The sequence below is a fragment of the Staphylococcus schleiferi genome (assembly GCF_025558325.1).
In the GTDB taxonomy this organism is placed as follows: Bacteria; Bacillota; Bacilli; order Staphylococcales; family Staphylococcaceae; genus Staphylococcus; species Staphylococcus schleiferi.
Genome location: NZ_CP094712.1, coordinates 445,763 through 472,181, shown reverse-complemented (window position 1 = coordinate 472,181; position 26,419 = coordinate 445,763). Strand labels below are relative to the sequence as shown.

General features: G+C 36.5%; 22 protein-coding genes. 6 read left to right on the top strand and 16 right to left on the bottom strand.

Annotated features, from left to right (window positions below; all coding sequences use genetic code 11):
- Positions 1–55 precede the first annotated feature (55 nt).
- The 3 genes from MUA40_RS01960 to MUA40_RS01950 all read right to left on the bottom strand — a co-directional run bounded on the left by MUA40_RS01960 (position 56) and on the right by MUA40_RS01950 (position 2,830).
- Positions 56–439, bottom strand: a complete 384-nt coding sequence (locus MUA40_RS01960; RefSeq protein ID WP_016426132.1) for an NUDIX hydrolase — start codon at positions 437–439, stop codon at positions 56–58.
- 123 nt (positions 440–562) lie between these two features.
- Positions 563–1,723 carry an FAD/NAD(P)-binding protein gene (locus tag MUA40_RS01955; RefSeq protein WP_126496033.1) on the bottom strand — a complete coding sequence of 387 codons (1,161 nt, stop codon included), beginning with the start codon at positions 1,721–1,723 and terminating at the stop codon, positions 563–565.
- A gap of 225 nt (positions 1,724–1,948) precedes the next feature.
- A complete protein-coding gene (locus MUA40_RS01950; RefSeq protein ID WP_016426130.1) occupies positions 1,949–2,830 on the bottom strand; it encodes an SDR family oxidoreductase in 882 nt (293 codons plus the stop codon).
- Between the two features lie 289 nt (positions 2,831–3,119).
- Here MUA40_RS01950 and MUA40_RS01945 point away from each other — a divergent pair, with 289 nt between their 5' ends.
- Positions 3,120–4,637: a M4 family metallopeptidase gene (locus MUA40_RS01945; RefSeq protein WP_016426129.1), complete on the top strand. Its 1,518-nt coding sequence runs from the start codon at positions 3,120–3,122 to the stop codon at positions 4,635–4,637.
- 202 nt (positions 4,638–4,839) lie between these two features.
- On the opposite strand, the gene MUA40_RS01940 is transcribed toward MUA40_RS01945, so the two are convergent.
- Both MUA40_RS01940 and MUA40_RS01935 read right to left on the bottom strand, forming a co-directional pair.
- Entirely contained in the window at positions 4,840–5,985 is a 1,146-nt protein-coding gene (locus MUA40_RS01940) for a hypothetical protein (protein WP_262569784.1), read from the bottom strand.
- A 155-nt stretch (positions 5,986–6,140) separates the two neighbouring features.
- On the bottom strand, positions 6,141–11,156 hold the full coding sequence (locus MUA40_RS01935; RefSeq protein ID WP_016426127.1) for an Ig-like domain-containing protein: 5,016 nt from the start codon (positions 11,154–11,156) through the stop codon (positions 6,141–6,143).
- Positions 11,157–11,474: 318 nt separating this feature from the next.
- Between MUA40_RS01935 and MUA40_RS01930 the strand changes: the two genes are divergently transcribed.
- Positions 11,475–11,684 carry a hypothetical protein gene (locus MUA40_RS01930; RefSeq protein ID WP_016426126.1) on the top strand — a complete coding sequence of 70 codons (210 nt, stop codon included), beginning with the start codon at positions 11,475–11,477 and terminating at the stop codon, positions 11,682–11,684.
- Between the two features lie 193 nt (positions 11,685–11,877).
- Here the strand turns inward: MUA40_RS01930 and MUA40_RS01925 are convergent, their stop codons facing one another.
- Entirely contained in the window at positions 11,878–12,753 is an 876-nt protein-coding gene (locus MUA40_RS01925; protein WP_016426125.1) for an alpha/beta hydrolase, read from the bottom strand.
- Between the two features lie 88 nt (positions 12,754–12,841).
- A complete protein-coding gene (locus MUA40_RS01920) occupies positions 12,842–14,260 on the bottom strand; it encodes a phosphate--AMP phosphotransferase (RefSeq protein WP_037559439.1) in 1,419 nt (472 codons plus the stop codon).
- 428 nt (positions 14,261–14,688) lie between these two features.
- Between MUA40_RS01920 and MUA40_RS01915 the strand changes: the two genes are divergently transcribed.
- Entirely contained in the window at positions 14,689–15,402 is a 714-nt protein-coding gene (locus MUA40_RS01915) for a lysozyme family protein (RefSeq protein WP_016426123.1), read from the top strand.
- 319 nt (positions 15,403–15,721) lie between these two features.
- On the opposite strand, the gene MUA40_RS01910 is transcribed toward MUA40_RS01915, so the two are convergent.
- A complete protein-coding gene (locus tag MUA40_RS01910; protein WP_016426122.1) occupies positions 15,722–16,183 on the bottom strand; it encodes an ISL3 family transposase in 462 nt (153 codons plus the stop codon).
- Between the two features lie 599 nt (positions 16,184–16,782).
- Between MUA40_RS01910 and MUA40_RS01905 the strand changes: the two genes are divergently transcribed.
- On the top strand, positions 16,783–17,640 hold the full coding sequence (locus MUA40_RS01905) for a CHAP domain-containing protein (RefSeq protein WP_167732626.1): 858 nt from the start codon (positions 16,783–16,785) through the stop codon (positions 17,638–17,640).
- A 227-nt stretch (positions 17,641–17,867) separates the two neighbouring features.
- On the top strand, positions 17,868–18,425 hold the full coding sequence (locus tag MUA40_RS01900; protein WP_126496086.1) for a M23 family metallopeptidase: 558 nt from the start codon (positions 17,868–17,870) through the stop codon (positions 18,423–18,425).
- Positions 18,426–18,541: 116 nt separating this feature from the next.
- Here MUA40_RS01900 and MUA40_RS01895 read toward each other — a convergent pair whose 3' ends face one another.
- Together MUA40_RS01895 and MUA40_RS01890 are read right to left on the bottom strand one after the other, a co-directional pair.
- Complete coding sequence (locus MUA40_RS01895; protein WP_037559438.1) at positions 18,542–19,285, bottom strand: GTP pyrophosphokinase; 744 nt, start codon at positions 19,283–19,285, stop codon at positions 18,542–18,544.
- A gap of 323 nt (positions 19,286–19,608) precedes the next feature.
- On the bottom strand, positions 19,609–20,238 hold the full coding sequence (locus MUA40_RS01890; RefSeq protein WP_016426117.1) for a nitroreductase family protein: 630 nt from the start codon (positions 20,236–20,238) through the stop codon (positions 19,609–19,611).
- A 135-nt stretch (positions 20,239–20,373) separates the two neighbouring features.
- Here MUA40_RS01890 and MUA40_RS01885 point away from each other — a divergent pair, with 135 nt between their 5' ends.
- Entirely contained in the window at positions 20,374–20,823 is a 450-nt protein-coding gene (locus MUA40_RS01885; RefSeq protein ID WP_016426116.1) for a MarR family winged helix-turn-helix transcriptional regulator, read from the top strand.
- 90 nt (positions 20,824–20,913) lie between these two features.
- Here MUA40_RS01885 and MUA40_RS01880 read toward each other — a convergent pair whose 3' ends face one another.
- The 6 genes from MUA40_RS01880 to MUA40_RS01855 all read right to left on the bottom strand — a co-directional run bounded on the left by MUA40_RS01880 (position 20,914) and on the right by MUA40_RS01855 (position 26,374).
- Positions 20,914–21,795, bottom strand: a complete 882-nt coding sequence (locus MUA40_RS01880; RefSeq protein WP_194368956.1) for a hypothetical protein — start codon at positions 21,793–21,795, stop codon at positions 20,914–20,916.
- A gap of 228 nt (positions 21,796–22,023) precedes the next feature.
- Entirely contained in the window at positions 22,024–23,058 is a 1,035-nt protein-coding gene (locus MUA40_RS01875; RefSeq protein WP_167732624.1) for a ferrated catecholamine ABC transporter substrate-binding lipoprotein SstD, read from the bottom strand.
- A 57-nt stretch (positions 23,059–23,115) separates the two neighbouring features.
- Complete coding sequence (locus tag MUA40_RS01870) at positions 23,116–23,877, bottom strand: iron ABC transporter ATP-binding protein (protein ID WP_126496088.1); 762 nt, start codon at positions 23,875–23,877, stop codon at positions 23,116–23,118.
- Positions 23,874–24,833, bottom strand: a complete 960-nt coding sequence (locus tag MUA40_RS01865) for an iron chelate uptake ABC transporter family permease subunit (protein ID WP_016426111.1) — start codon at positions 24,831–24,833, stop codon at positions 23,874–23,876. Before MUA40_RS01865 ends, MUA40_RS01870 begins: the two co-directional genes overlap by 4 nt.
- Complete coding sequence (locus tag MUA40_RS01860) at positions 24,823–25,791, bottom strand: ABC transporter permease (RefSeq protein ID WP_016426110.1); 969 nt, start codon at positions 25,789–25,791, stop codon at positions 24,823–24,825. Before MUA40_RS01860 ends, MUA40_RS01865 begins: the two co-directional genes overlap by 11 nt.
- Positions 25,792–26,191: 400 nt before the next feature.
- The gene (locus tag MUA40_RS01855) at positions 26,192–26,374 is read right to left on the bottom strand and encodes a hypothetical protein (RefSeq protein WP_154840321.1); all 183 of its coding nucleotides are present in this window, start codon (positions 26,372–26,374) and stop codon (positions 26,192–26,194) included.
- Positions 26,375–26,419 lie beyond the last annotated feature (45 nt).

Genomic DNA, 26,419 nt, shown 5'->3' with positions numbered 1-26,419 from the left:
AACAGCTTACGTTAGCTCCAATTTATTGGAAAATAGCGATAAGCTGTTTTATTTTTTAACGTTCGTAAGTATCAATCCATTGCTGAACAGCCGGTGCAATGCGGTCGACATCGTCTATATGGACCCAATCAATATCTGTAATTTCTGCATTGATTGAAACGCGAGACCAATCAATAGCATGATTCACTTTAAAGCCATTCAATTCCGTTTGCTCATCATGTTGCGGATAAGCTTGTCCTACAACGGTTCCGACATAAATGATATTTTCAGGTTTAAACTCTAACTGTAATTCTTCTTTCACTTCTCTAATTAATGCCGCTTCCATCGTTTCACCCGGTTCAATTTTGCCGCCTGGGAAGTACATTTTATCTCTATGTCTCACTTGAACCAAGCGTAAGTGATCTGCCTTTCTATCTACTAAACAAACACACTTAATCATGCTTGCCACTCCCCTTTTCCAATCGTTTTTAAAGAATAAGACATCTTTACACACATATTCTCATCTTATAACGAATGGCATTATGACGCAATTTGAATGTCCAACTGAAACGAGGCATGAGCGTTAACTTACTGCTTGTTGATACGTTGCGATTCGATTTGAATAAACCTTTCCAATTCTTAATGCAGCTTGACGGCCTCCCATAATATTTCGCGCAAAAGGACCTAATTGTAAATCGGCTAACATTCCTGAGACAAATAAATGGGGTAACCATTCTAGCTCATCTGAAATACGAGGATAACCTGAGACTAATTGTGCTTCTGGTAAAGCCAAAATGTCTCGAAGTAAAGGCTGTGTCATTAAATCTGGCACAAAACCTGTCGCTAAATAAATGCCATCATAATGCATTTTTAAGTCTCCCGCGATAATCATATGATCTTCGACGTGATCAATGGCTGTATGATGAACAATCAATCGACCTTGTTTTTCATAATTTTTTAAAGTCATACACATATCTTTAGGCATCGAACCTTTATGGCGTTCTTGGCGATTAACAAGCGCGCGTTCAGAAAGTGGCTCTTCTTGAAAATGTTTCATATTTTTCGGACCTAACCAACCCGGATCTGCATCAAAATCATGGATCTCATAGTCTTTCTTCATCCACAAATGAATCGTCTTATCTTGATTTTCTTTAATCAATTTGATAGCTAAATGTCCAGCTGATATCCCACTGCCGACCACATGTGAAACTTCAGCAATAGGCTCTAATTGTTCACTATGAATATGTTGAACATCAGGTTGATGTTGAAATATTTGAGGTATGAATGGCGTATGATGTGTTCCCATCGCTAAAATTAATTGTTGCGCTTTAATTTTTTGCCCATCCTCTAATTCAATTTCCCATAACGTATCACATTGACAAAGGTGTCGCGCCTTTTGACAAATGTGACATGTTTCTAATTCATATGCATCTATCCAATAACGCGTATGATCAAAAAACATATCCAAACGTGGCCGTTGATATTGTCCAATCATCGCCTGAACATAGCCTTCTTTTTTCGCAAATTTTTTCAAATCAAACGGCTCGGGATGACAATGATGCACTAATGGCGATCTTAAATAAGGCATACCAATTCGCCCCGTTTGCATTTCAAATTGTCCTAACAATCGCTCATGTGGATCAATCATTTTCAATTGTTCTTTCGGTAGCCCCAGGCTTCTTAATTGTAACGCAATCGTTGTCGCTTGTACGCCACCTCCGATAATAACCCATTCGTATGTCATCTTTTTCACCTATCTCAAATAGTAATAATTACGATTTATGATAAATGAAATTCGTTCTCAAATCAACTGTTTATTTATGCGAATAGCGCTTTTGATTCGATTTTTAAAGCATCTGACAATGGATGACTCTCGAACTGCAAAGGAAATCCAGCATAAAAAACCAGAAATCGAAATACGCTCGACTTCTGGCTCTTATATAAAAAGATGTGTGTACGTGTAAACCGATTAATTAATCGGTGCACCACCTGTTACACCATAAACTTGTCCTGTAATATAGCTTGCATTGTCTGACGCAAGTAACACATAGACATCTGCAAGTTCAACAGGTTGACCTGCACGTTGCAGTGGTTGATTTTGACCAAATTTTGGAAGGCTTTCTTGTGGTTGACCTCCGCTTACTTGAAGTGGTGTCCAAATAGGGCCTGGAGCAACCGCATTAACTCGGATGCCTTTAGGTCCTAATTGTGCGGCTAAACTTTTCGTCATTGAAATGTTAGAAGCTTTTGTCATCGCATAATCCACTAGATGTGCACTCGGTTTTACACCTTGGATAGATGCAGTTACGATGATGCTCGCACCAGGTTCAAAATATTGCAATGCTTCTTGAATTGAATAAATATTTGAGAAAACATTGACTTCAAATGTATCTGTTAATTGATCTGCAGCTAAGTTTTCAATTTCATATTCATATTGTTGCATACCTGCATTTAATACAAGGATATCAAGTCCATTTAATTGACTGTGGGCATCCTTAACCATTTGTTTTGCATATTTAGCATCACGTAAATCACCAGGCAGTAATACCGCTTTTTGACCTGCTTTTTCAATCACTGCTTTGACTTCTTCAGCATCTTCTTGTTCATCTGGATGATAAGCAATCGCAACATCCGCGCCTTCTTTGGCATATGCAATTGCAGCAGCACGACCAATACCTGAGTCGCCACCAGTCACTAATGCTTTTTTACCTTTTAATTTATTGGCACCTTCATATGTTTCTTCTCCACAATCTGGGACAGGCGTCATTTGTTTTTGAATCCCAGGATATTCTTGAGGTTGTTCTTCAAAATCACCATTAAAAAATTGCTTCAACGGATTATTATTAGACATGATAAAACCCCTTTCAATAGTATATGATTTCCATTCCCTTTTTATGTGTTTAAAAACATACACACCTATAAAATTATTTGTATCGTCATCTATATATAGTTTTACTTATTAAATAGTTAACAAATAAACATAAATCTTAAAAACAAAATTTCATTGTCGAATAAATATCTTATTTTTTAGAAAATTTTAACATCTACGAACTATTTATCTACACTTAGGCAAAATTTGTATTTTAAACTTATAATTTTATTAAACTTCTGTTGTATTAAAAATTAATGGAGTTGATAAAATGTATAAAATTTCAAAATTAGTATTATCTAGTTCTTTATGCTTAAGTCTTTTACCTATCTCTGACACTGCTCACGCTGAATCGAAAGCCGATATTCCTCTCAAACATGACTTTAAACAACCTGTTCATAGTCAATCTGAAGCACACGAAGTGCTTAAAGAATTACCTAGCGACATTAAAAAGAACTATGAAGATTACGAAGTCGTTAAAGCAGAAAAGGACAAACTTGGTTTTACACATTACACATTACAACCCGTTGTTGATGGTGCATTTGCGACAGACAAAGAAGTCAAAGTCCACGTGAATAAAGATAATAAAGTCGTTCTTGTCAATGGTGAAGTTGAAGCTAAAAAAGTCAAACCGACAAACGAAGTTGAAATTTCAAAAGATAAAGCCATCGACCGTGCATTCCAAAGTGTTGATGTCAAGTCATCAGAAGCTAAAAATATTGATGATCACGTTGTTAAAGAAAACAAAGTCGAAATCGATGGTGAAAAGAATAAATTCGTTTATAACATTGAATTAGTTATGACAAAACCAGATGTTGCCCATTGGGATATTAAAGTCGATGCACAAACTGGAGAAATTATTGAAAAAACGAATTTAATTAAGCATGCCGCTGCAAAAGGAACTGGCCGTGGGGTACTAGGTGATACTAAAGAGATCAACATTAACAGTATTGGTAATGGTTATAGTTTAGAAGATGTCACAGCACCTGCTGTTATGTCTGCTTATACAGTTAATGAAGCAACAGGCTCCGCTCAATTAATTACTGATAGAGATACAAACTTTACAGATAAATATCAAAGCGCAGGTGTAGATGCAAACTACTATGCGAAACAAGTTTACGATTACTACAAAACGAAATTTGGTCGTGCTTCGTATGACGATAAAGATAGTCCAATTGTATCTATTACGCATGTCAACCGTTTTAATGGACAAGACAACCGTAATAACGCCGCTTGGATTGGCGATAAAATGATTTATGGTGACGGCGATGGTGTAACTTTTACAAACTTATCTGCTGCGAATGATATCGTTGCACACGAAATTACGCACGGTGTGACACAAAGTACAGCAAACCTCGTATACCGCAACCAACCAGGTGCACTTAATGAAAGTTTCTCTGACGTATTCGCTTATTTTGTAGATTCAGAAGATTTCTTAATTGGGGAAGATGCATACACGCCAGGACGTGATGGCGATGCGTTACGTAGCATGTCTTCACCAGAACAATATGGTCAACCTTCTCATATGAGTCAATATGTCCATACTTCAAGTGATAATGGTGGCGTTCACACAAATTCAGGTATTCCGAACAAAGCAGCTTACAATACGATTCAACGTATCGGTAAAGACCGTTCAGAACAAATTTATTACAGAGCCTTATCTCAATATTTAACTTCAACTTCTAATTTCAATGATGCAAAAGCATCTCTATATCAATCTGCTTTAGATTTATATGGACAAAATGTAGCGAGTCAAGTTGCTCAAGCTTGGGAAGATGTTGGCGTATAAAAAACATTTCATCTCCTTGTAACTGTATTGCCATAACATATAAAAACGCTTATTTTTCCAAATATAGATAAAAATTGATGTTGTTAAAAGTTGTTCAATAAACCCCTCAATACATTGAACTGAATCGATAAAGGAGCGGAACAGTCATTATTTTGAACCTGTTCCGCTCCCTATTTAATATTAAAGACGCAAATGCCTTTTATTATCTTCCTATTTGAATCGCATCTTTTCTTGTGTTTGCGATCCAATCTTTCACATATAAAAAATTCTGCCAATCCGCTTCACTATAGAGTAAAATTTCATTCTTTTCTAATACCTTTTGTACCGCTTCCCTAAATGATCGACTCATATAATAAAACGCACCTGGATAATAGCGTTCATAAAAATTGAAATCACATTGAGCAACTAACGCTTCTGCAGAAACTGGAATATCCCGTACTAATTTTTCAGCTTTTTCACGTCCCCCATATTTTAAAATATAGAGTGCGATAAAATCTAAACGCGCATCTGCTCCCCACACGATTTGGGTCGGTTGAAGATCTCGCGAATGGATTCTCAAACCTAGATGATTACGTTCATTTTCAATTTCTACTAATAATCTCTGTAATGAACTGACATGTGATTCTGACAGTTTAACCGAGTTAATAGCACTTTCTAACATATTAGACCAACGGCGACAAGCAATTTTTGTATGACCGACAACAGTTAATCCTAGAGAATGTGGCAAATTAATCATACCCGCTATCGCTTGCTCTGCTTCTATTTTAGTCATATTAAAAGTTAACGGATTAAGTTGTAAACCTGTAATCATATAGGTCGTATTAAAAAAATCTTTGTATAAAATACTACCTATCATATAATAATCAGACGTGATTTTTGGAAAATGGGTTGCCATCACATTCGTTTTAACGATTCTACTATTCCAGCGATCAAACATTTCATACATTCGTAGTGATTCTTGACCGAAGTCTAGCGACACTTTATTCACTTCGCCTGGCGTTAAAGCTAAAGCCGATAAATTAGACAAATCACCATTGAAATTCAAAGTCTTAATATCTTGTCTCATCATCTTGTTAATATTCCAAAATAACATACCTACTTTACAAATCAATTGCGCACCGGTACGCGCTTCTATTTGTTTTTTGGTTTTATTCGATACTTTTAGCGCCATTTCAATGGTGTCATAATATTGTCCACACAAAGCAGCAAGCGCTTCAGCTACTAAATCATCACGCACATCGATTGCATCTGACATTTCAAAACGAATGCATCCTTCATGTAAACCATCATTATAATCCGCTTGTATCCAGCCGCGTCGATTTTGTATCGACTCGAAAGTGATTTTCACCTGAGATACTCCCTTCATTTGTCTTTACTTTCATCATAACGTAAGGATATTAAATGAATGTAAAGATGAAACGAATGTGAAAAGTGAACGAACGTCGTATAGCACATGTCAGACTGTATTCTGCTTTCCAAATTTTATCAATATGGCAAGACGTCCTATTGTTTGGAATGCGTTTTAAAGAAACGTCGTGTCATTAAGCTCAATCCCACACATGCCAATAGTAAGCCTTTCCACTGTATATTTTCAGATTGCCCCGCAGCAGGTAATTGTGATGCAGTGGATAACCTTTGTTTTTCGTCACTAACACTAACATGCGCGACCGGTACAGTTTTACGCGTTAATGTTAAATGCGTCTTCGTCACTTCTGGTGCTTTATAATCATGAGTAACGTTCGTCTTAGCCTTCACAAACTGGACTTTGGCATCGCCGTTCTGTTCATTATATTGGTTTTGGTAATCCATTTCTTCTATCATAGGTCCATCTTGTGACTCAGGCTTTTCTAGAGTTGTTGAATTTTCTTCAATTTCCTGAGCCTCAGATACTTTATCGTTCTCCACTGTTATTTCCGCTTCAGTTGGACTATCATGTTCTACTGGTGTTGTCTTTTCTAATTCTTCTATATGTCCAATAGTGTTTTCCACTTGCGACGGACTGATTGTTTCTAGGATGTCTTCCTCTGATGGACGCGTTGCTTCTGTTAAAGTTGATTCCTCAGTCACATCGTCTTCCTCTATGACTACAACATTGTCGTCAGTCTGAGGCCGTTCTTCTACTTCAACCGGTTCCTCAGTCTCTGGTGTTTCCACAATGTCTGCAGGTGTTACTACTGTTGGCGTATCTTCTTTAACTGTTGGTTTCTCCAACTTATCGACTTCTTCTGTCGGTTCTACTTTATTTTCAGCTTTTGGTTCTTCTACTATTTCTGGTGTTTCTACAGGACCTGAGGCTATTTCTGTTTCTACTGGCATTTCTTTCTCTGGTGCTTCCCCTGTTTTGGTTGGCTCAGTGTTACCTTCAGTCTTTGGTGGTTCTACTACTGATGATGCTTCAGATGACTCCTCGCTCGTAGATGGATTTTCGACTTTCGGTACATCTATACTTTCTGCAAGCGCTACTACTGTTGGCGTTTCTTCTTTAACAGTTGGTTCCTCTGGCATTTCCGCTTCTTCTGTTGATTCTACTTTGTCTTCGGCTTTTGATTCTTCTACCATTTCAGGTGATTCTACAGGACCTGAGGCTACTTCTGTTTCCACTGGCACCTCTTTCTCTGGTGTTTCCTCTGTTTCTGTTGCCTCGACGTTATTTTCAGTCTTTGGTTGTTCCATTACTTCTGGTGTTTCTACAGGGACAGACGGTGTTTCTGATGCATTTGTATGCGCTGAAGTTTCACTGTCTTTAACGGATTCTATCGTCTCAGGTGCTTTTGTCATCGGTTGAACTTTAACAAATATGAGCGGTGAAACATTTGCGCTTTCATCGACAGCTTTGACTGAAACGTTGTCATCAGCTTGAATCGTTGCGATGGCAGGATTATTAATTTCCCAAGTTCCATCTTGATGGACCTGTGCTTCTAGCATGGTTTTTTCATTAATCGTCACAATGATTTTACTTTTCGGCTCTGCTTTCCCTGTCAATACCGGTGTTCCTTGTTGTAATAAATCGACTGTAGGCGTTTGAGGTGGTGTCGTGTCTACAACTTGTCCTATGCCCGGTTGAGATCGATTGCCAGAGCGATCTATTTCTATAACTGATATTTTGGATCCTGCACGCAGTTCAGTATGAAATGGGACACCAATCATCCAAGTTAAATTTCGTCCTACTTTCGTTTTGATGATTTCATTGTTTGGTAATGTCACTTCTATTGTGTCTTTATATTTTTCACCATGCCCCCAAATAATATGTTTGCCCGCTTCAGTGACTGTAACTTGCGGTTGAACAGGTGGTGTATTGTCAATAGGTGTTACATAGTTGATTGCTGAACGATTGCCTACATCATCTATCGCTTGGACAAAAATCGTATCATCTGCAGTTTGAGGTGTACTTGGCGGTATTTCAATGGACCATTTACCTTCTACAGTATTTGTTTGTAAAGTTTTCTTGTTCGGTAGTGTAACCAATATAGTCGTATGCAACGCTGATGTACCCGTCATTGTTGATGTATTTTCTACAAAATCATCCACTTGTGGCGGCGGTGGTGCAATAGTATCCGTGACTTTAACGTAAAGTGGCGGAGAAGGAAATTTCCCGGGCAATGTAGCAACAATTGCCAATTGATCATTGACTTGTAATGCTTCTCGTTCAGGAATTGCAGTTTCCCAATAACCATATTCATCTGCTTGAACTTTTGTCATAGTACCTGATGGATAAGTTACAGTGACCCATGCATTTTCAGATGCATCTCCCGTAATAAAACCTTTATCCCGTTCAGTTGAAGACACTGTGGGTTGCTCAGTATGATTCGTCACCATTTCTTGTAAATAAGGTTGTAATTGTTGCATCAATTTTTCTTTTTCAATGACATCCATATGTTGAACGCCTTGAACAATACGGTATAGTGGAATGCGGTAATCTCGATTTGGCTCTGCTTTCAATCGCTGAATCAGCTGTGTCACATCTTCTTGCATTTGCTCAGCATATCTTTTTTCTGCTGCCTCAGTAGTTTCTCCTTCCACGATAAAGCCTTTGTCCGTTAATGTGTAAGTGACTGTTTCCTTTTCTGGTTGCGGTAATTTTAATTGTGTATGATTTTCGATACGCCACACTTGTCGACGTGATTGAGGTTCACGGTGTTTAACCGTAATGGTGTCACCGTCTTTCAAATCAAATGTAGCAACTTTGCCTTCAGCTGTCTCTTTGCCTATTAATGATTGGTCCAATAAAATCTTTCCATTTTGATTTTTTATCGTAATATGCGCATATTCATCTGTAAAATAAAAATGCGGTTGAACATTATTTTGACGATAGATCACTTTTTGATGTTCAGGTTGATATTCAATATTCACAAATTCTCGGTTGGAGATTCCCTGTAATACAATGCGTTCAGTCATTGCCGTTTGTCTATGTTGGAGGGCAGGGTATGTCACTGTGGCTACGTTTTCCCCTTTTTCTTTCACTATCAAATACGCATGCTCTGGCAACGCTGCATCTTTTGATAACGGGGCTACGATTTTGTATATCCCTGGACGAATTTGTTCAAATTGTGCTTTTCCATTTACAATTGTAGCTTCAGCTACTTGTGTCGTTCCATCTATTAACTTAATCGTACTGCCATCAGGTAACACTTGCCCTTGCTGATCCACTGTCACCGTTGCACTCGCTTTGATAGTGCTCTCTTTTAAATCCGAACTACGCACAAGTTCATAGGCAGTCGACAAGCCTAACTGCTTCACATATTTTTGACGTTCCGTTTCATTCTCGATTAATAATGCTAATGGATAAATGTAACTATTAGGATATGCATTTACAGTATCTTTTAAACTTGTTGGAATATCGATATGATATAAATCAAAGTATGCCAGTCCGTTGTACCCACGATTCGCAAGCCAATACGTATTAATCCAGCGTGGAACATCTTTTGTTACTGGCCCTTGTGAGGCCTCTTCACGTACAGATTGAAGCATCTGAGTCAAACCTTCAATTCCCGTCAAACGAACCATCCGCGTCATAAAATCCAATCGATCACGTAAACCGATATTGGCGTATGAAAATTGTTGTGGATTCTTTAATATTTGATCATGAATGCGCTGTTGAAAAGCTTGTTGACGGTTCTCATATAACCAACCATTTTTAATGCCTTGAACTTTTGTTTGATATTCATTCGCAAAAATATTGTTCCATACTTCGAGCAATTCCATTCGACTATCGCCGACCATCCAACCATCATATCCGTGCCCCACTTCATGTAAAGCGAGCCATCCTGGTTGCAAATAGCCATGTAATGATGCGCTGTTAGAACCCATATGATCCCATGTCCAATAAGCTAAGCCATAGCCGTTTTTATCTGCCATCGTAAAATATTTCATTTCCACATTATAATTTGGCGATTGCGGGTCTTCATTTAACCCTGCCCATTGACTATATTTCGAAATCACATCATCATAATAGTCAATCATTTCATCTAAATTTTTAAAAGCGGAACCTTGACTCTGTTTCATTTTACTAATGCGTTGACGATCTTCTTTTGGAATTAAAAACGAGATATGTTCACCTTCTACAAATGCATAGCTCGCATCTTGCTTTTCCCATTGCGCTTCAAAATCACTTTGACTTTGTCCACGCCGATAAGTAGGCAAAGCGCGTCCTAAATTGTTTTGAATATAGAAATCAACGAGCGGCTGATGATTGAGGCCTCTAGGTAAATTGACAAACGCCGCACTGTCGATCGCTGCTTCTACACTGACCCATTCTCCAGTTTTAGGGATAACTTTACTTTTATTTTGCTGACTATCATCCGTCATCAAACTTACGTGAAGCTCATCATTATTTTGAGGATGTACTTGACGGATGTACAATTTCGTATGTGCAGGTACAATCACACCTAAACTTTCGCGTCCTTGTCCAATGCCTCTTCCCATCCCTAATGTTTGTGCATTTTTAGGATGCTTCATGACTGGGATGCTTTTTTCATAAACTTTCTCTGGAATCTTTTCTACTGTTTTTGGCTGAGCTTGTGCTTGAGGTGCGGGTGCATGTATGTCTGCTTCATTTGCTTCTGGTACAGATGAATCCGCTGCACGAAAAGTGGTTTCACCCGTTTGTTGACCTATCTCTGCATCTTGTTTATCAGATTGTGGTGCCTTTGCCGTTGTGTCTCTTGTGGCTGTATCCGCATTTGTAGGTTGTTCCGCTTGCGTATGGTTGATGACCTTATCTTTATTAACAGCACTTTCTACATGCGTCACCGTTGTCGCGTCTACTGAGTCTTCAGACTTGAGCGCTGTGTGTTCCCCGGCTTCAGGTACTTCTTTTTTCTCTACTGTGTTTACATTGCTGTGTGTTATAGACGACCCTGATTCATGGGAAGCAGGTAATTCGGCAGCTTGTGCACTATGCCCTATATTGATATAAATAAATGAAGCAAACATGACAGAGACAATGCCCACTTTATACTTACGTATGCCAAATTGTTGCTGTACTTGCTTTTCTGATTTCAAATGATATTTTCTATTCAATATCGGTTCACATCCCTATATCTTTATTGATATAAATTAATTTTATCTCAATATATATTATCAAAACATTTTTAGTTTTGGAAGATGTACTGTAATTCGTATTCATTTAAGCAAGTATTTTATTTTCAAAAACAAGGCTGTATCAAAATAGGGTTTTAAATAAACAATTGTTATATCATTTGGATCCTTTAAACGCTTTTTAATAAAATGTCGATTATCATTCTAAAGTCGTAAGTAGGGTTATTGCTGAGGCCGCATGTCAATCATCAGCATCATCCTGTATGATAAAAGTATCAAACGACAAGAAGGAGGAAAATCATGCGCGTCATTATTCGAGCAACAGTCGCAATTGCAGCCATCCTCGTTGCTGCACATTTCCTAAATTATCACGAAAATCTCTCTACTATTGAAAACTATAAATATGAATTGGTCCAAAGCCAACCTGTTCAAGAAATATTAAATAGTGGTCCTGTGCAAAAAGTTCAAAACTTTGACTTTGAGGAGTTCTTACCTTCAGATTTCTTTTAAACCTTTCAAAATCAAATCTAATTGATGTTGCTAAAAAGAGGCTGAACCATTAATCCCAAAATAAATAGCGCTAAGATGATTGAAAATAAAAATCGTCTTAGCGCTTTCTTTTTTTTTGATAAAACTTTGTATTGTAATGATTTTATTCATACCTGTAATAACCGCTATTAATGTTAATAAAATGAGCTTTAAATTATAACGATAATAGATGGTTGATATGATAAGTGATGCTCCCTTGATGTCGATCGTGCGTGTCATCCAAGACACGCAAAAAGTCTAAATGTCCTACTTCGGGATAAACAATCGATTTAACTTTTGCTCCTAATGCATCAAACTTTTCGTAAGTTGTTTGCGAGTCTTTGTTCGGGAAAATCACATCATCTTCACCTAACAAAAACAGTACTTCTGGCATATTTTGAATAAGGTCAATATCCTCTAAATAATCCGCACGCAACGTATACAACAAATCTGTCATCATCGTATCAACTGGTGCAAGATATTGGGTGAAATTAAACACTTCATTGTGTTTTTTCGAAACACCTTGCTTCAAGATAAATTCGGGAATACTCTTGACCATTTTATCTTGCTCACCCGGTTTGATATCTTTAACAAGTTCACTCAGTAACTTTGAAAAACGTAACTCTTTGTAATCAATTTTAGCAGCACTATTCAAATATATTAAATGCTTGATGGGTAACGTATTATAACCTGCTAACTTTGTCGCAATTAATCCGCCCATCGAATAACCAATAATGGACATTTGCTCAATGTGGCCTGCTTCTACCATATCAACAAGTGCTTCGTTCATCCGTATCGCATATTCTGAAAGATCATACTGACCTCGCTCTAGTCCCGTACTTTCTCCACGGCCAGGTGCGTTAATAAAAATGAGCTGCGCATTTTGAAGATATTCTGCAAATAGTGTCATGATCTTGTAATTCATAATCGCACCATGAAGTAAAACGACCGCATGGGTTGCATCTGGGTCACCCATCGTTACAATTTCAAGTTGTGCTTGATGTGCATTTTCTAACACTTTAATATCCGTTTTGTAATTTTCCAATGACATAAAAATTCCTCTATCTAAGGTCTATTGTTTTATTAATAAATATATTATAGTAGAAAAAAGTTTCGAGTCAAAAGACTTAGGACGGATTTTAATATTGTTGAACGCCCCAAAGTTTTTCTTCACATTTTTGAATAATATATTTTAAAACTTCAATTCGTGCTGTTTTCTTATGATCTGCAGCCACAACATACCACGGTGCAGCTTCAGTATTTGTTTTTTCAATCATATCGTGACTTGCTTCCACGTATTCGTCCCATTTGTCTCGATTGCGCCAATCTTCATCAGTGATTTTCCATTGCTTATCTACATCTTCTTCGCGTGCTTTAAAACGTTTCAATTGTTCATCTTTATCTAATGATAAGAAAAACTTCAATATGATTGCGCCGTCATTGACCCACATTTTTTCAAACGTATTAATTTCATCATACGCACGCATCCATTCTTGTTCAGATGCAAAACCTTCCACACGTTCAACGAGAACACGCCCATACCAACTGCGATCAAATATACCGATATGGCCACTTTTAGGCATGGTTTTCGCAAATCGCCATAAATAATGATGGTTGAGTTCGACATCCGTCGGTGCACTAATGGCATTGACTTCATAACCTGTAGGATCTAAATAAGTTCTCACCCGTTTTATATTTCCACCTTTTCCGGCAGCATCCATACCTTCATAAACTAAGACTAATGGAATTTTTCTTTCATATAATGCAAACTGTAGTTCTCGCATTCTTAACTGGAGTGTTTCAATTTTATCTTGATAGTCTTCTTTTGACACTTTGTTTTTAGGTTTGCCAAATAAATCTGAGTGAAAAGAAGGCGTAAAACGACCGTCTTTCTTACCTTTACGCTTCTGATACTTGTCTATCGCCTTAGTTAAGCGTTCATGCAAATGTTCATACATTGTTATAATCGCATCTTCTCTATCGCTATAATCAATTTCTTTCCACGTGTGGTCTAACATCGGTTTTAACGTCTCTAAATAAACGTCTGGCGAAACAATTTGCTCATATTCTTGTGCTTTCCATCGTGTTAAAGGATTCGATTTCATATGCGCAATATGCTTTTGTCGTTTTTCTTCATTAATATGGATAAAAAATTTGATAATTTCGTGATGATCATCTTGTAACATGGATTCAAAGCCTTGAATCTCACTTTTAAGGATTTTTTCATCTTTGAACAGCGGATATTTAATTTGGTGAATTTTATAATCCACAAAATGTGAGTACCAACTTCTAAAATAGATATTGATATAACCTTTCTCGGGTAATGTTTCCCAAAATCGCTGTAAGAAAGGATATCTCAAGTCATATTCAGATGGTGTTTTTGTCGCAATAAATTTCGTATATTTGGCATCTAAGTTGAGTAGTAAGTCGTTCGTTAAACGCGTTTTTCCTGATGCAGCTACCCCTTCAAAAACAATCATTATCGGTATACCAAGTTCGTGGGTTTGTCGTGTGAGTTCCGCAATTTTTAGTCGTAGTGTTTCAATTTTTTTCATCATTTCACCTCATCCACTTCTATCAATATATAAGAATATTTTAACTGAATCATGGATTTTTTTCGCCCTTTCTTCAAAAAAAATTTAGCTTTACAATTCAATTTTCTTCAATTTCACCCCCTTTTTTCATTACAGTTTTAATTCATCTTGTAATATTTGTAACAAAAGGACGTTTTTACCATTATTTAAATACATCGCTAAAAACCTATCATATCAATGTTTTATAACGCATTAAATCATTCAGTGTACGACATGTTATATGACAGTTAGATTACAAACGGAGAAAATGAAAACTGATTGTAATGTTTTGTTATTTACACGTAATTTACAAATGGGTGTTTCGTTGGTAGAGTGTGGTTGTTGAAAATTTTTAGTAAGCTTTTGAAAATGAAAATCTGAAAAATAATTTTTACTGGAGGACTTATTTTATTATGAAAAAAACATTACTTGCATCTTCTTTAGCATTAGCATTAGGAACTACAGGTGTTGCTTTACATTCAGCAGACGCGAATGCCGCAGAAGAAAATATTAATAAAGTAGAATTAGCACAATTAGCATTAAACAACGATCAATCATTAAATGAACACGCAATTGAAGATGGTGCGTACGACTACCACTTCACTGTAAATGGCGTAAACTTCCACTTCTGGTCTGACGGTGTGACATTCGGATGGTCATACGGCAACGGTTCAGGTCAAGAAATGGCACAATCATCAGTAGCACAACCAACTCAAATGGCTGACTACAGTGCACAAGCTTCAGCACACCACGGAAATAACGAAGCTTCAAATGTACAACAATCAAATTACTCAGCACCAGCGAAACAATCAGCACCTTCATACCAAACTTCATCAACTTCAACAAGCAGTGCTGGTTCAGTAACATTATCAAACGGTAACACTGCTGGTAGCCACGGTTCAAGAGCAGCACAAATTTTAGCACAACGTACTGGTGTTTCTGCTTCAACTTGGGAGCACATTATCGCTCGTGAATCTAATGGTCAATTAAACGCACGTAACGCTTCAGGTGCGTCAGGTTTATTCCAAACTATGCCAGGTTGGGGACCAACAAATACTTTCGACCAACAAGTTGACGCTGCTACAAAAGCATACAAAGCACAAGGCTTAAGTGCTTGGGGAATGTAATTTAACCCAATATATTATAAAAAAGGATTCCAATTTTGGAATCCTTTTTTGTGTTTCATATAATTTTCCGATCGGGTGACGCCATCTCTTGAGTTTTGAAGCTTAATTTGTAGGCTGTACACTTTATATGGTGGTTATGTGTCTATAATAATTAAGTCGCAAACTTCCGATTGCTTCTTCGAGTCTCGCTTTCCCAGGCGCCTTACCTCAACTAATTTTGGCTTTTATTGTAGCTCATAAGAAGCCAAAATGGATTTTCGGTTTCGGCTCTATGCCTCGGGAGTCTCGACTCGGCACGCAATCTATTTAAGCAATTTCACTATTGAAAAGTGGCATTGCTTACTTTATGAATCACACGTTTTACAGAAGATGCAGAAACGTTACAATCACTTGCGATATCAGTTTCTGAGCGAACTTGTGTTGCTTTATCTATAATAGCTTTCTGAACATGGTTTGAGATAAAACAGTTATCCTCAACAACATTTGTTTTAGAAGTAAAAGTCCGACCACAAACCCTACATTTAAAACGTTGTTTTAACAGATTTAAATACACTGCTATCTCTTGGAATCTTAAAAAAGTAATTCGCGATAAACGTTTTCCGTGTTTGTGTATTCGGTTTGGATTCGAATGATAACAGTGAGGACAAGTCATAGGCTTGTATGAAAGGGTACCAAAGATGACGTTAGATTTCTTACCTCTAATAACTACATCTTCTTCAACTTTAGTGATTTTAATATTATTATCTTTAATTTTTAGTAACTTTAATATATCATTACACATAGGCGCAATATGTCTCCTTTATTTTTGGTTTAGTCACTTAAAATTATAGAGGCATTTGCGCTATTTTTGTACAAAAAAGCAGGATGACTTATGTCATCCCACCAAAAAAAATGAAGAACCAATTTGTAACGCTAATTCCTATTGCCCCTCATCCAGTTTTCATTTACAAAAGGTGCGTCAACTTTTTGGAGTCCATTTAAACACTTAAGCGCTTGTCACTGACCTCAAATTTCTATATTTTGCATTGAATTTCATATTCCTTCCACCGTCAATTTCAATCACATCCCTCTTTTTGTTGTATAAAAATTGATTATATTTTTTTATTTTATGTAGCATATTTAAAAGAAATAAAAAGCTATTTGGGCAGTGTTTGACCCCGTTTATCGCTTTCTGATTTTTGATTAAAGTCAAAATTTACCATTGTTCCGTTTTATAAAAGATGAATTACACACTAATGTAAAATAAGACATCGTTTTATCTTTTGTTTCATTTATGTTACATTCACGCTTAAAATCGTTTACAATGGTTTATTCCATCATATGAGTGTGCTATGATGCTTTCAGTAACAAAACGAATTCAGAGAGGAAGACTTTTTAATTATGAAAAAATTAACTACTGCTACAATCGCTACCTTGAGCTTAGTTGGAGTTGGCTACATGGCTTCTAATGATGCCCAAGCAGCAGAACTTAATGAAACATCGCATTACACGACAACATATTCAGAAGCAACTCAAGACTTCGTAACAACAGACGCTAATGGTAACAAACACCATACATTAGACGGAAACTGGGATCCATCAATGTTTAACAACCAAGATTATGTTTTCTATACAGAAAATGGTGATGGAACAGTTGATTATTACTACTACCAAACTAACAACCAAAACTACACTTATCACTATGACTACACTGCAGTTGAAACACCTGTAGTCAATACAAATAATAATACAAATACAAACTATCAATACAGTGCATACAATACACAATCAACATCAAACGTAACAGTCCCTACTACAACAACAAGCCAAGTTAACTACCAAACACAACAAACAGCAACACCAATAGCTACTGAAGCACCTACTGATAACCAAGGTACAGTAACTACAAGCGGACGTTCTATCGCAACAACTGCATCTGGCTCAAACTTATATACTTCTGGTCAATGTACTTACTATGCATTTGAACGTGCAGGCGGTAAAATTGGTTCTACTTGGGGCAATGCAAATAACTGGGCGAATGCAGCGCGTTCTGCTGGATATACAGTAAACAACAAACCTACTGCTGGTGCAATCATGCAAACATCTGCTGGTGCATATGGCCACGTTGCTTACGTTGAAAGTGTCGGTTCAAACGGTTCAGTAACAGTATCTGAAATGAACTATGGCCACGGTGCTGGCGTTGTCACTTCACGTACAATCTCTGCAAGCCAAGCTGCAGGTTATAACTTTATTCACTAATCGCTAGTGAATATGTAATAGATCAGAACATCAATATTAAAATAAGAAGCGCTAAGATGATTCTTAACAGAAAATCGTCTTAGCGCTTCTTTTTATAATAAAACTGCTATGATATATGAATTATTTCCTTCCATATCATTAGCTACGTGCTACTTTGAAACAAAATCATTGTGCTGATTACATATGCCTTATAAAATAATATTACTTTATTCATATAAGGAGGATATATGAAACGTTCCTTATTTTTTATACTTTTCTCTATGATCATGCTAGGAGTGACTTTTACTGTGCTTCGGAATGACCGCACGCTCAAGTCACAGCTCACACATTGGTATACAGCTCAATATGAAAAGTATATACATCCTGATCGAAAAACACATGGATTTGGAAAGTATAGTCATGGTGTATCATTTAATGGCGATTCCCGTCATTATGGTATCGACTACGCTTTACCTGAAAACACAAAAATCCTTGCGCCAACGCACGGTACTGTGACACGTACCTTTAAAAATAAATTAGGTGGCAATGTTTTAGAGATTCGCGAAGCTGACGGCACACATTATCAATGGTTTATGCATTTAAACCGATATGAAGTTAAAGCCGGCGATACTGTCTCTCCTGGAGATGTCATCGCACAATCTGGTAATACGGGAGAACAAACAACAGGCCCTCACCTCCATTTTCAACGTATGAAGGGCGGTATTGGTAATCGTTTTGCCGAAGATCCTGAACCTTTTATTCATCAATTACCCCATCAACAACGTAGTCTTTATCGCATTGAATAAGGACATATTGAGAAATCAATACACCTTTCGATTTCTTAATATGTCCTTTTTACATAGCGTTTTATTTATACCAATGTTTCATATGCGTTGGTTGCATGCTTATGAATAACATCAGGTTATTCTTCCAAATGGGGATGATGCGTTGTATTTTGATTGCTCACATCATCTTGTTGAATATTGAGATGAATACGCTGCATTTTGCGTTCAACATTTGCAATTTCAAGCGCACATTCTTTCAATGTATGACGATAAACGTCTGTATTGCCATTTGTGTTTTTATAATGCAATTTATGTTCTAAACTCGCCCACATATCCATCCCAATCGTACGTAATTGGATTTCAACGGGCGTTTCAACCGTCCCATCTGTCAAAAATATAGGGACTGAAACAACAATGTGCAAACTTTTATAGCCGTTTTGCTTAGGCACTTCGATGTAATCTTTACGCTTCAACAATTTAATGTCTGCTTGTTTTAACAATAGTTGCTCCACAGTATAAATGTCATCAATATAATTACAGATGACTCGAATTCCTGCAATATCCATGATATGTGTCTGTGCAGCTTTCGCGCTGATTTCGATGCCTTTTCTTTTAAGTTTTTGGAGTAAACTAGGTAGCTTTTTCACTCGTCGCTCCATATGGTGAATTGGATTATGGGCATTTTTGACTTGGAAATCTTCGTCTAGTATCCTCAATTTTGTACTAATCTCTTCTAACGCCGCGCGATACGAATGTTCCAGTGCTACAAATGCGATGATTTCCTCAGGTTGGTCCAAATGCTTTAAATCTTCAATTCGATAGCTTGCAAATTCATGCTTCAAACTTTGAACATTGATTGGCGCGTTTTTTTCTACAAACATGTTCTCACCCCATATTGATTGAATACGCGTTTTATCATTTTTTGTCTTTACTCCCATGTCATCGATGTTCTCACTACTTACCACTTTACTACTTATGATTGTATTATCAAATTTTTAGCTAAAAATTGCAAAAAAAGTGATAGCAACAGATGCAAATCTGGTCTATCACCATTAATTTGTTCATCAGTCACTATCACTTTAATTATGTGGCAATTGATCTCATTTAAGAAAATGAAAGTTACGTTCATTTTAGCCTTGGGGATGGAGAACATATTCGCAATGAAGCCACTCTTTACAAAGCGAATAGCAATGCCTCTTTAGGTTTAACGGTATTGAACGATTCTGTCTACATCTAAACGTGCACTTGGACGACCTTCTTGGGCTGCTTTACCAATAGCTACGATCATAACAGGTACATAACGTTGAGGGTCTAATCCTAAACCTTCAGCAATTTTTTCTCTTTCAAAACCACCAATTGGGTTCGTATCATAACCATGTTCACGTGCAACTAACATTAACTGCATTGCAGCTAAACTGCTGTCCACTTTAACAATGTCATTCATTGATTGTTGATCAAGACCTTCATACATACCTACAAAACGTTTAACAAGGTCAACTTTAACATCTTCTGGCATAAAGCCTTGTTCAACTGCAGAACCGTAGATTTCTTCTGCATATTCATAATTTAACATATCACCGAAAATAACAATCATCGCTGCAGATGAATCGTTTTGGCGTGTATTAAATTGAACAAGTGGACGTAATGTATCTTTACCTTCTTCAGTGTCAACCACTACAAAGCGCCATGGTTGCATGTTAATTGATGAAGGTGCTAACGTCGCTTTTCTAATCATCTCATTCATTTCTGAACGTGGAATTTTAACAGATTCGTCAAATAATTTTACCGAGCGTCTTCCTGTCATTATTTCCTCAAAGTTTTGATTAAGTGCCATAAGTATCACCTTTCTTTTATTTTTATAATAATCCATTTAATCAAGTGCTATTTGATTATATTTTATACCTTCTTTTGAATCAAGAGAAAAGTGTTATAATAGAAATAATCACTTCTATATACTGGGGGTCTGAAAATGACAAATCAAGATAAAAATTTAAATAAAGAATTATGCTTTTTATTTTATGTCGCTTCCAAAGAAGTCATTAAAAAGTATAGCGCGCATTTAAAAAACTATAATCTCACATATACAGGTTATATTACATTGATTTCAATAGAAGATGATGAAGTGATCAATATTAAACGTTTAGGTGACCGAATTTATTTAAATTCAGGTACACTCACACCACTTATTAAAAAGTTGGTTGCGCAAGGATTTGTTGAAAAAATTAGAAACCCTGAAGACGAACGTAACCTTAATATTTCATTGACCGATGAAGGGCGTCAACTGAAACAACAATTAAGAAATGTCACTGTTGATGCTTGTGCTTCACTTAAATTTGAAGGCAATGATTTGGCAGATATGGTTGGTATTTTACAACGTTTTCTAGATAATAATTTCCCTTCAAATCCAACCGCACTGTAAGACACCTAAATAGGTCGTTGATACACTTCAACTCACCCAGTCTCATGGACTAGGTGAGTTTTTCTTTTTAGTGAACTTAAAGCCTTTTCTTTATTTAAAGCTATTCCAATACTTATAAAATAAATATGAAACGCCTACATGCAATGGCGCCTGTGTTAAACGATAAATCGGCCAAGGTAATCTCGGCACAAAGTCATGCAAAGCGATTAAGCAAGTCGTTGTTGCGCCTTCTAAACGTCTAAACTCTAACCTTGGAATCCGACCGCTTCTTTTAACAAGCAATCCCCCTGTAATATTGAGTACTACGCTTTTAACAGGATCACTTGTGGTGTCGTGATACATTTGAATGAGGGGTAACTTGAATGGCATTAAAATAATTGTAAAACGCGTTCCATCATAGACACCGTTGATCAATCGACCATTCAATGTCTTAAGAAAGCGACCATACATAGATGTAACACCATCCATGGAAACATTTTCAGGAATTTCAAGGGCCTGTATAGAACGTACAGTTTGTGTTTCTTTACTCAGTTGGTAAAGCGCACGTTTTCCCCATTTTAAATGTCTCACCTTTATTTTTTGATGAATCACATCAATATTATAAGCTGCCAATGTTTGTTCAAGTATAGGATTGAGACGTGCTTGAATTGCTAAACATTTTTGGACACCCGCTTGATGCATAGCGGTTGCTAAATTATCATAGATGAGTCGCTCCAAATTAATCACACGTCTTTGTGTTAAGGCGTTGTTAGAATAATGTGGATCTCCAATAATCACGACAAAAGCAATATCTTCTAGCGCCTTTACAACATCTGCTTTGTTAAATAAATCAATGTGGCGTGTTCGCCCATTCGTCGTTTGTGCCATAGTCGGTGACACTTGTACATAAACTTTATGACCTTGCTCCCGCATCATATTTACATATTCATGGGTGTAAGGTTGACCGTCTGTGATGACTAAAGTATTGACCATCCTTCTCACTCTTTCGTTTTTTCAATTTAAACGTATTATACCAATTTTTTAATCGATAATGAATCGAATAAGCGCCATAGCTAAGCATGCGTGTCATATTGTTCATCATCAAAGCGTTCTATTATGGTAACTTGCTTCTTGCAAACTCGATGCTCTATATAAAGATAGGGCTGGAACCGTGTCGCTCCAACCCTGTCTATAACATAGAATCACTAAAAGCTTAGAACCTTATTTTAAGTTAAGCCCTTTTTCCAATTCATCAATTTGTTTAATTGTTGTAGTCGTTGAACCAGATGCAAAATACCATAATTTTGGATCTACTTCGACAACTTTTTTATCTTTGATTGCTTTTACATTTTTAAGCACATCATTGCTAAGTACCTGTTTAGCTGAAGATTGTTCACCTATCGCTTGACCACGATCCATCGCAAAAATAATACCTGGATTTTTCTCACTGACATATTCATTTGTCACATTCTGACCATGTCTACTACTCTTAATGTGGTCATCAGCTGGTTTAAATCCTAATGTATCATAAACTAAATTACCAAAACGGTCACCAGCGCCAAATGTTGATAATTCACCTTCATTAACAAGTAAGTACATTGCTTTTTCATCAATGTTTTTCGTTTTTGCTTTCATTTCATCAATCTTTTGGTCTAAATCTTTAACAAGTTGATTCGCTTTGTCTGATTGATCATAAATCTTACCTAAATTTTCAGTGTTTGTTTTCATAGAAGCTACATAATTTTTATCGTTAGCACCCGTATAAATTAATTTTGCTTTAGGGGCTGCTTTTTTTAATTCATCAATATTTTTCTGTGACGCTGTTCTTGGTGATAAATAAATGACATCTGGTTTTGCTTTTGCGACAACATCAAAATTAATCTCTTTCAAACTCCCTGTATTCGCATAGCGATCATCTTTAAAATCATCTAAGAAATCTGGAAGTGATGCACCACCTTCACCTTTTGGTAACGCGACAATTTTATCTTCTAATCCAAGTGCTTTCATCGTATCGACCGTACCATAATCAAAAACGACTGCTTTTTCAGGAACTTTATCTAATTTCACTGTATCTTGATATGATTTGTCTTCGCTACCGTCTTTAGCTTCCCCTCTTAAAGTGAAATCATTTTTAATTTCAACAGTTTTTTTGCTGTCCGCTTCTTTCGTTTCTTCTTTTTTATCATTGTTTTGATTACCACATGCGACTAAAATCACCATGAGTGTCATCATTAATAATAGACCCAGTTTTTTCATTGTTTTCCTCCACATATTTAAGCTATTTAATCGTGTTGCTTTTAATGATATACAGCATTATTCATCAAAATAAATACAAATCTGTTGTCCACGAATTTCTTCTATTTTGACATCCATTTCATAAAGTTCTTTTAATACAGCTGTATGAATGACTTCGCGTTTAGGTGCTGCTTTGATCAATTTGCCATCCTTCAGAGCGACAATACGATCTGAATATACAGAAGCAAAATTAATATCATGTAAGACAACCACAATGGTCTTATTGTGAAAAGCAGCAAGTTCACGTAACGTCTGCATAATTTGGACAGAATGCTTCATATCCAAATTATTTAAAGGCTCATCTAATAAAATGTAATCCGTATCTTGAGCAATTGTCATCGCAATATAAGCGCGTTGACGCTGACCTCCGGATAACGTTTTAAGATAACGATGTCGAATTTCTTCCAACTTTAATAATGAGAGTGCTTCATTAACTTTTTCTTTATCCTCTTTCTTTAAATAGCCCTTCGAATAAGGAAAGCGACCAAAATTAACGAGCTGTTCAACGGTAATATTTAACTCTGTATGATTAGTTTGTTTCAGAATGGATAAACGTTGCGCAAGCGTCTGACTTTGATACGTTTCTATTGCTTGACCCTCGATCTCAATAGCCCCAGAATCAAATGAATTCAAACGACTCATTGCTGAAAGTAATGTACTCTTTCCAGCACCGTTTGGACCAATCAAAGATGTTAATTTTCCTTTTTCAATATCAACATCAATATCTTTGAGTATCTCTTTACCATCGATAGATTGGTTTAATCCTCGAATACGAATCATGCCGCTGTCCTCCTTCTCATTAATAAGTAAATAAAGTAAATACCACCAATTAAATTAATCAGTATACTCACTTGTGTTGTTGCTTCGAATAAGTGTTCCACAATCCACTGTGCTATAAATAAACTAATCCAACTGATACAAATTGTTGCAGGTAATATATAGCGATGCTCAAATGTTTTCATTAACTCATGGGCTAAGTTAATTGTTAAAAGACCTAAAAAGGTAATCGGCCCTACTAAAGCTGTTGCAATAGCGACTAGTAGTGCGACAAGAATTAACAGTAAGCGTGTGACCACATTGTAATTCACACCTAAATTAATCGCTTGGGCTCTCCCTAATAAGAGAACGTCTAAATAAGGAATCACTGCCACTGTAATACCAAGCAATACAAGTAACACAACCGCACAAATCATTACAAGCGGTGTTTGAGATGCATCAAAATTTGCAAACATGGCACTTTGTACAGCTAAGAAATCTTCTGGGTTAATTAAGAGCTCAAGAAAACTGGTAATACTTCTAAAAAATGTCCCCAGAATAACACCGATCAGTAAAATAAAATAGATAGAAAACTGACCGAATTTAAAAATAACTTCAAATAAAAGCAGTGCAAATATGACCATAGCAATAAGCGATATTGAAAAATTTAAATAAAAAGAATGGACGAAGACTGAATTCACACCAAATACAAATAATATCAGTACTTTACTAAACAAGTAGACAGCATCTAATCCCATAATGGACGGGGTTAATAGTCGATTGACTGTAATCGACTGAAAAACAACTGTCGATGCGGATATCGCAGCGCCAACTAATAAAATTAAGAAAAATTTTCTAAGTCGACTTGAAATTTGGTAGGCAAATATTTCGAAATCAATTCCGATCAATAAATACATCAAAGCCGCAATCACTGTACCTAACATTAAAAAGATAAGTGTTCTCAAAGGTTTATTGTTCATAATGTCGACGTCCTTTCATTAACATCACAATAAAAACAAATGTGCCAAATATACCAATCGTTAGTCCAATATTGATTTCGTATGGATAAACGATAAGACGGCCAAAAATGTCAGAAATCATCACAAAAATGGCGCCGAGAATCGCTGTTTGTGGCAACGCATTTTTTAAATGATCACCCTTAAAAATTGAAACAATGTTTGGCACAATCAACCCTAAGAAAGGTAACGTCCCAACAGTGACTACAACAAGTGCAGTCATCGTGGCAGTAATAAACAAGCCTATATTCATAATCCATTCATAATTTAAGCCTAGATTTTTACTGAAATCACGTCCCATTCCAGCAATCGTAAATTGATTTGCAAAAATATATGTAAGAATGAGTAGCGGTATACTCAAATACAAAACTTCATAGCGTCCGCTCGTAATTATCGCGAAATTACCATTTAGCCAATTGCCAATACTCTGAACAGCGTTTGTTCTTAATGCAATAAAAGTCGCAAAACTAGAGACAATCCCGCCAAGCATGATGCCGATGAGCGGTACAAAGATCACGTCTTTGAACTTAATCCGTTGCACAATTTGAACAAACATAAATGTTCCAAATAAGCTGCATAAAACGGCAAAAACCAATTTTAAAAGGATATGTTGTTTTGGGAAAAAGATAAGTGATATTAAAATACCTAATTTTGCCCATTCCATCGTCCCTGCAGTCGTTGGACTCACAAATTTGTTTTGCATCATTTGTTGCATAATAAGCCCTGCAAGCGCTAGAGCACTCCCAGAAATTAAAATACTTACTGTTCTTGGTATTCGACTTGCCCATAAGATATTCAGTTGATGCGCATTAAATTGAAATAGCTCAGTGATAGGGACACGACTCACACCAATAAATAAAGAGCAGACAGTGAGCACACAAAGGATCAAGAACAACACATAAACATTCATTATCACGCGCATTATTCTGTCTCCTTATAAAAGCAATTATTGATAATGATTTTCATTATCAATAAAATTTTAGCATTAAGCCAACTTTTACACAATATTAAATTTAAATTTTCTATTAAGTTTAAATCCAGTTCTCATTTAAAAATTGTTGTTAAATGCATATCAGCGACCATCACAATGTAAACATCAAAATAAAAAAGCCACATCATTTCGCGCACACTGCATTTAAAATTACAGTGTTATCGCAAATGATGTGGAAATTGAAATTTACATATGATAATAGTCATCAGTGAACATGGGAACGCGGTTTGACTGCGTCATGCAATATCCATCGTAAAATACACCTCAAAAGAACTCAAGGTGTTTGAACAACCTACTCAAGTTGTCATGATGATATATGCTTAATGCGAGTCTACATCAAGCTATAAATGAACATTAACATAATTGTCAGCGTTGTGATAACCGCTGTAATCACCGCCCAATTATTCGGACTGATTTTACCAGGTTTTGCTGTACGTTTAAACGCACGTATGGTAATGACCCAAGCAATCACCGTTAAGATTGATAAAATCACTATAAAGAACATGGTGTTCACTTCCTGCACCTCCAATGTCATTTCGTGAATAATATCATATTATCA

Bases quoted from the DNA above. Each gene is read 5' to 3' on its own strand.
- MUA40_RS01960 (WP_016426132.1), bottom strand. From the start codon at position 439: ATGATTAAGTGTGTTTGTTTAGTAGATAGAAAGGCAGATCACTTACGC.
- MUA40_RS01955 (WP_126496033.1), bottom strand. From the start codon at position 1,723: ATGACATACGAATGGGTTATTATCGGAGGTGGCGTACAAGCGACAACG.
- MUA40_RS01950 (WP_016426130.1), bottom strand. From the start codon at position 2,830: ATGTCTAATAATAATCCGTTGAAGCAATTTTTTAATGGTGATTTTGAA.
- MUA40_RS01945 (WP_016426129.1), top strand. From the start codon at position 3,120: ATGTATAAAATTTCAAAATTAGTATTATCTAGTTCTTTATGCTTAAGT.
- MUA40_RS01930 (WP_016426126.1), top strand. From the start codon at position 11,475: ATGCGCGTCATTATTCGAGCAACAGTCGCAATTGCAGCCATCCTCGTT.
- MUA40_RS01925 (WP_016426125.1), bottom strand. From the start codon at position 12,753: ATGTCATTGGAAAATTACAAAACGGATATTAAAGTGTTAGAAAATGCA.
- MUA40_RS01920 (WP_037559439.1), bottom strand. From the start codon at position 14,260: ATGATGAAAAAAATTGAAACACTACGACTAAAAATTGCGGAACTCACA.
- MUA40_RS01915 (WP_016426123.1), top strand. From the start codon at position 14,689: ATGAAAAAAACATTACTTGCATCTTCTTTAGCATTAGCATTAGGAACT.
- MUA40_RS01910 (WP_016426122.1), bottom strand. From the start codon at position 16,183: ATGTGTAATGATATATTAAAGTTACTAAAAATTAAAGATAATAATATT.
- MUA40_RS01905 (WP_167732626.1), top strand. From the start codon at position 16,783: ATGAAAAAATTAACTACTGCTACAATCGCTACCTTGAGCTTAGTTGGA.
- MUA40_RS01900 (WP_126496086.1), top strand. From the start codon at position 17,868: ATGAAACGTTCCTTATTTTTTATACTTTTCTCTATGATCATGCTAGGA.
- MUA40_RS01895 (WP_037559438.1), bottom strand. From the start codon at position 19,285: ATGTTTGTAGAAAAAAACGCGCCAATCAATGTTCAAAGTTTGAAGCAT.
- MUA40_RS01890 (WP_016426117.1), bottom strand. From the start codon at position 20,238: ATGGCACTTAATCAAAACTTTGAGGAAATAATGACAGGAAGACGCTCG.
- MUA40_RS01885 (WP_016426116.1), top strand. From the start codon at position 20,374: ATGACAAATCAAGATAAAAATTTAAATAAAGAATTATGCTTTTTATTT.
- MUA40_RS01880 (WP_194368956.1), bottom strand. From the start codon at position 21,795: ATGGTCAATACTTTAGTCATCACAGACGGTCAACCTTACACCCATGAA.
- MUA40_RS01875 (WP_167732624.1), bottom strand. From the start codon at position 23,058: ATGAAAAAACTGGGTCTATTATTAATGATGACACTCATGGTGATTTTA.
- MUA40_RS01870 (WP_126496088.1), bottom strand. From the start codon at position 23,877: ATGATTCGTATTCGAGGATTAAACCAATCTATCGATGGTAAAGAGATA.
- MUA40_RS01865 (WP_016426111.1), bottom strand. From the start codon at position 24,833: ATGAACAATAAACCTTTGAGAACACTTATCTTTTTAATGTTAGGTACA.
- MUA40_RS01860 (WP_016426110.1), bottom strand. From the start codon at position 25,791: ATGCGCGTGATAATGAATGTTTATGTGTTGTTCTTGATCCTTTGTGTG.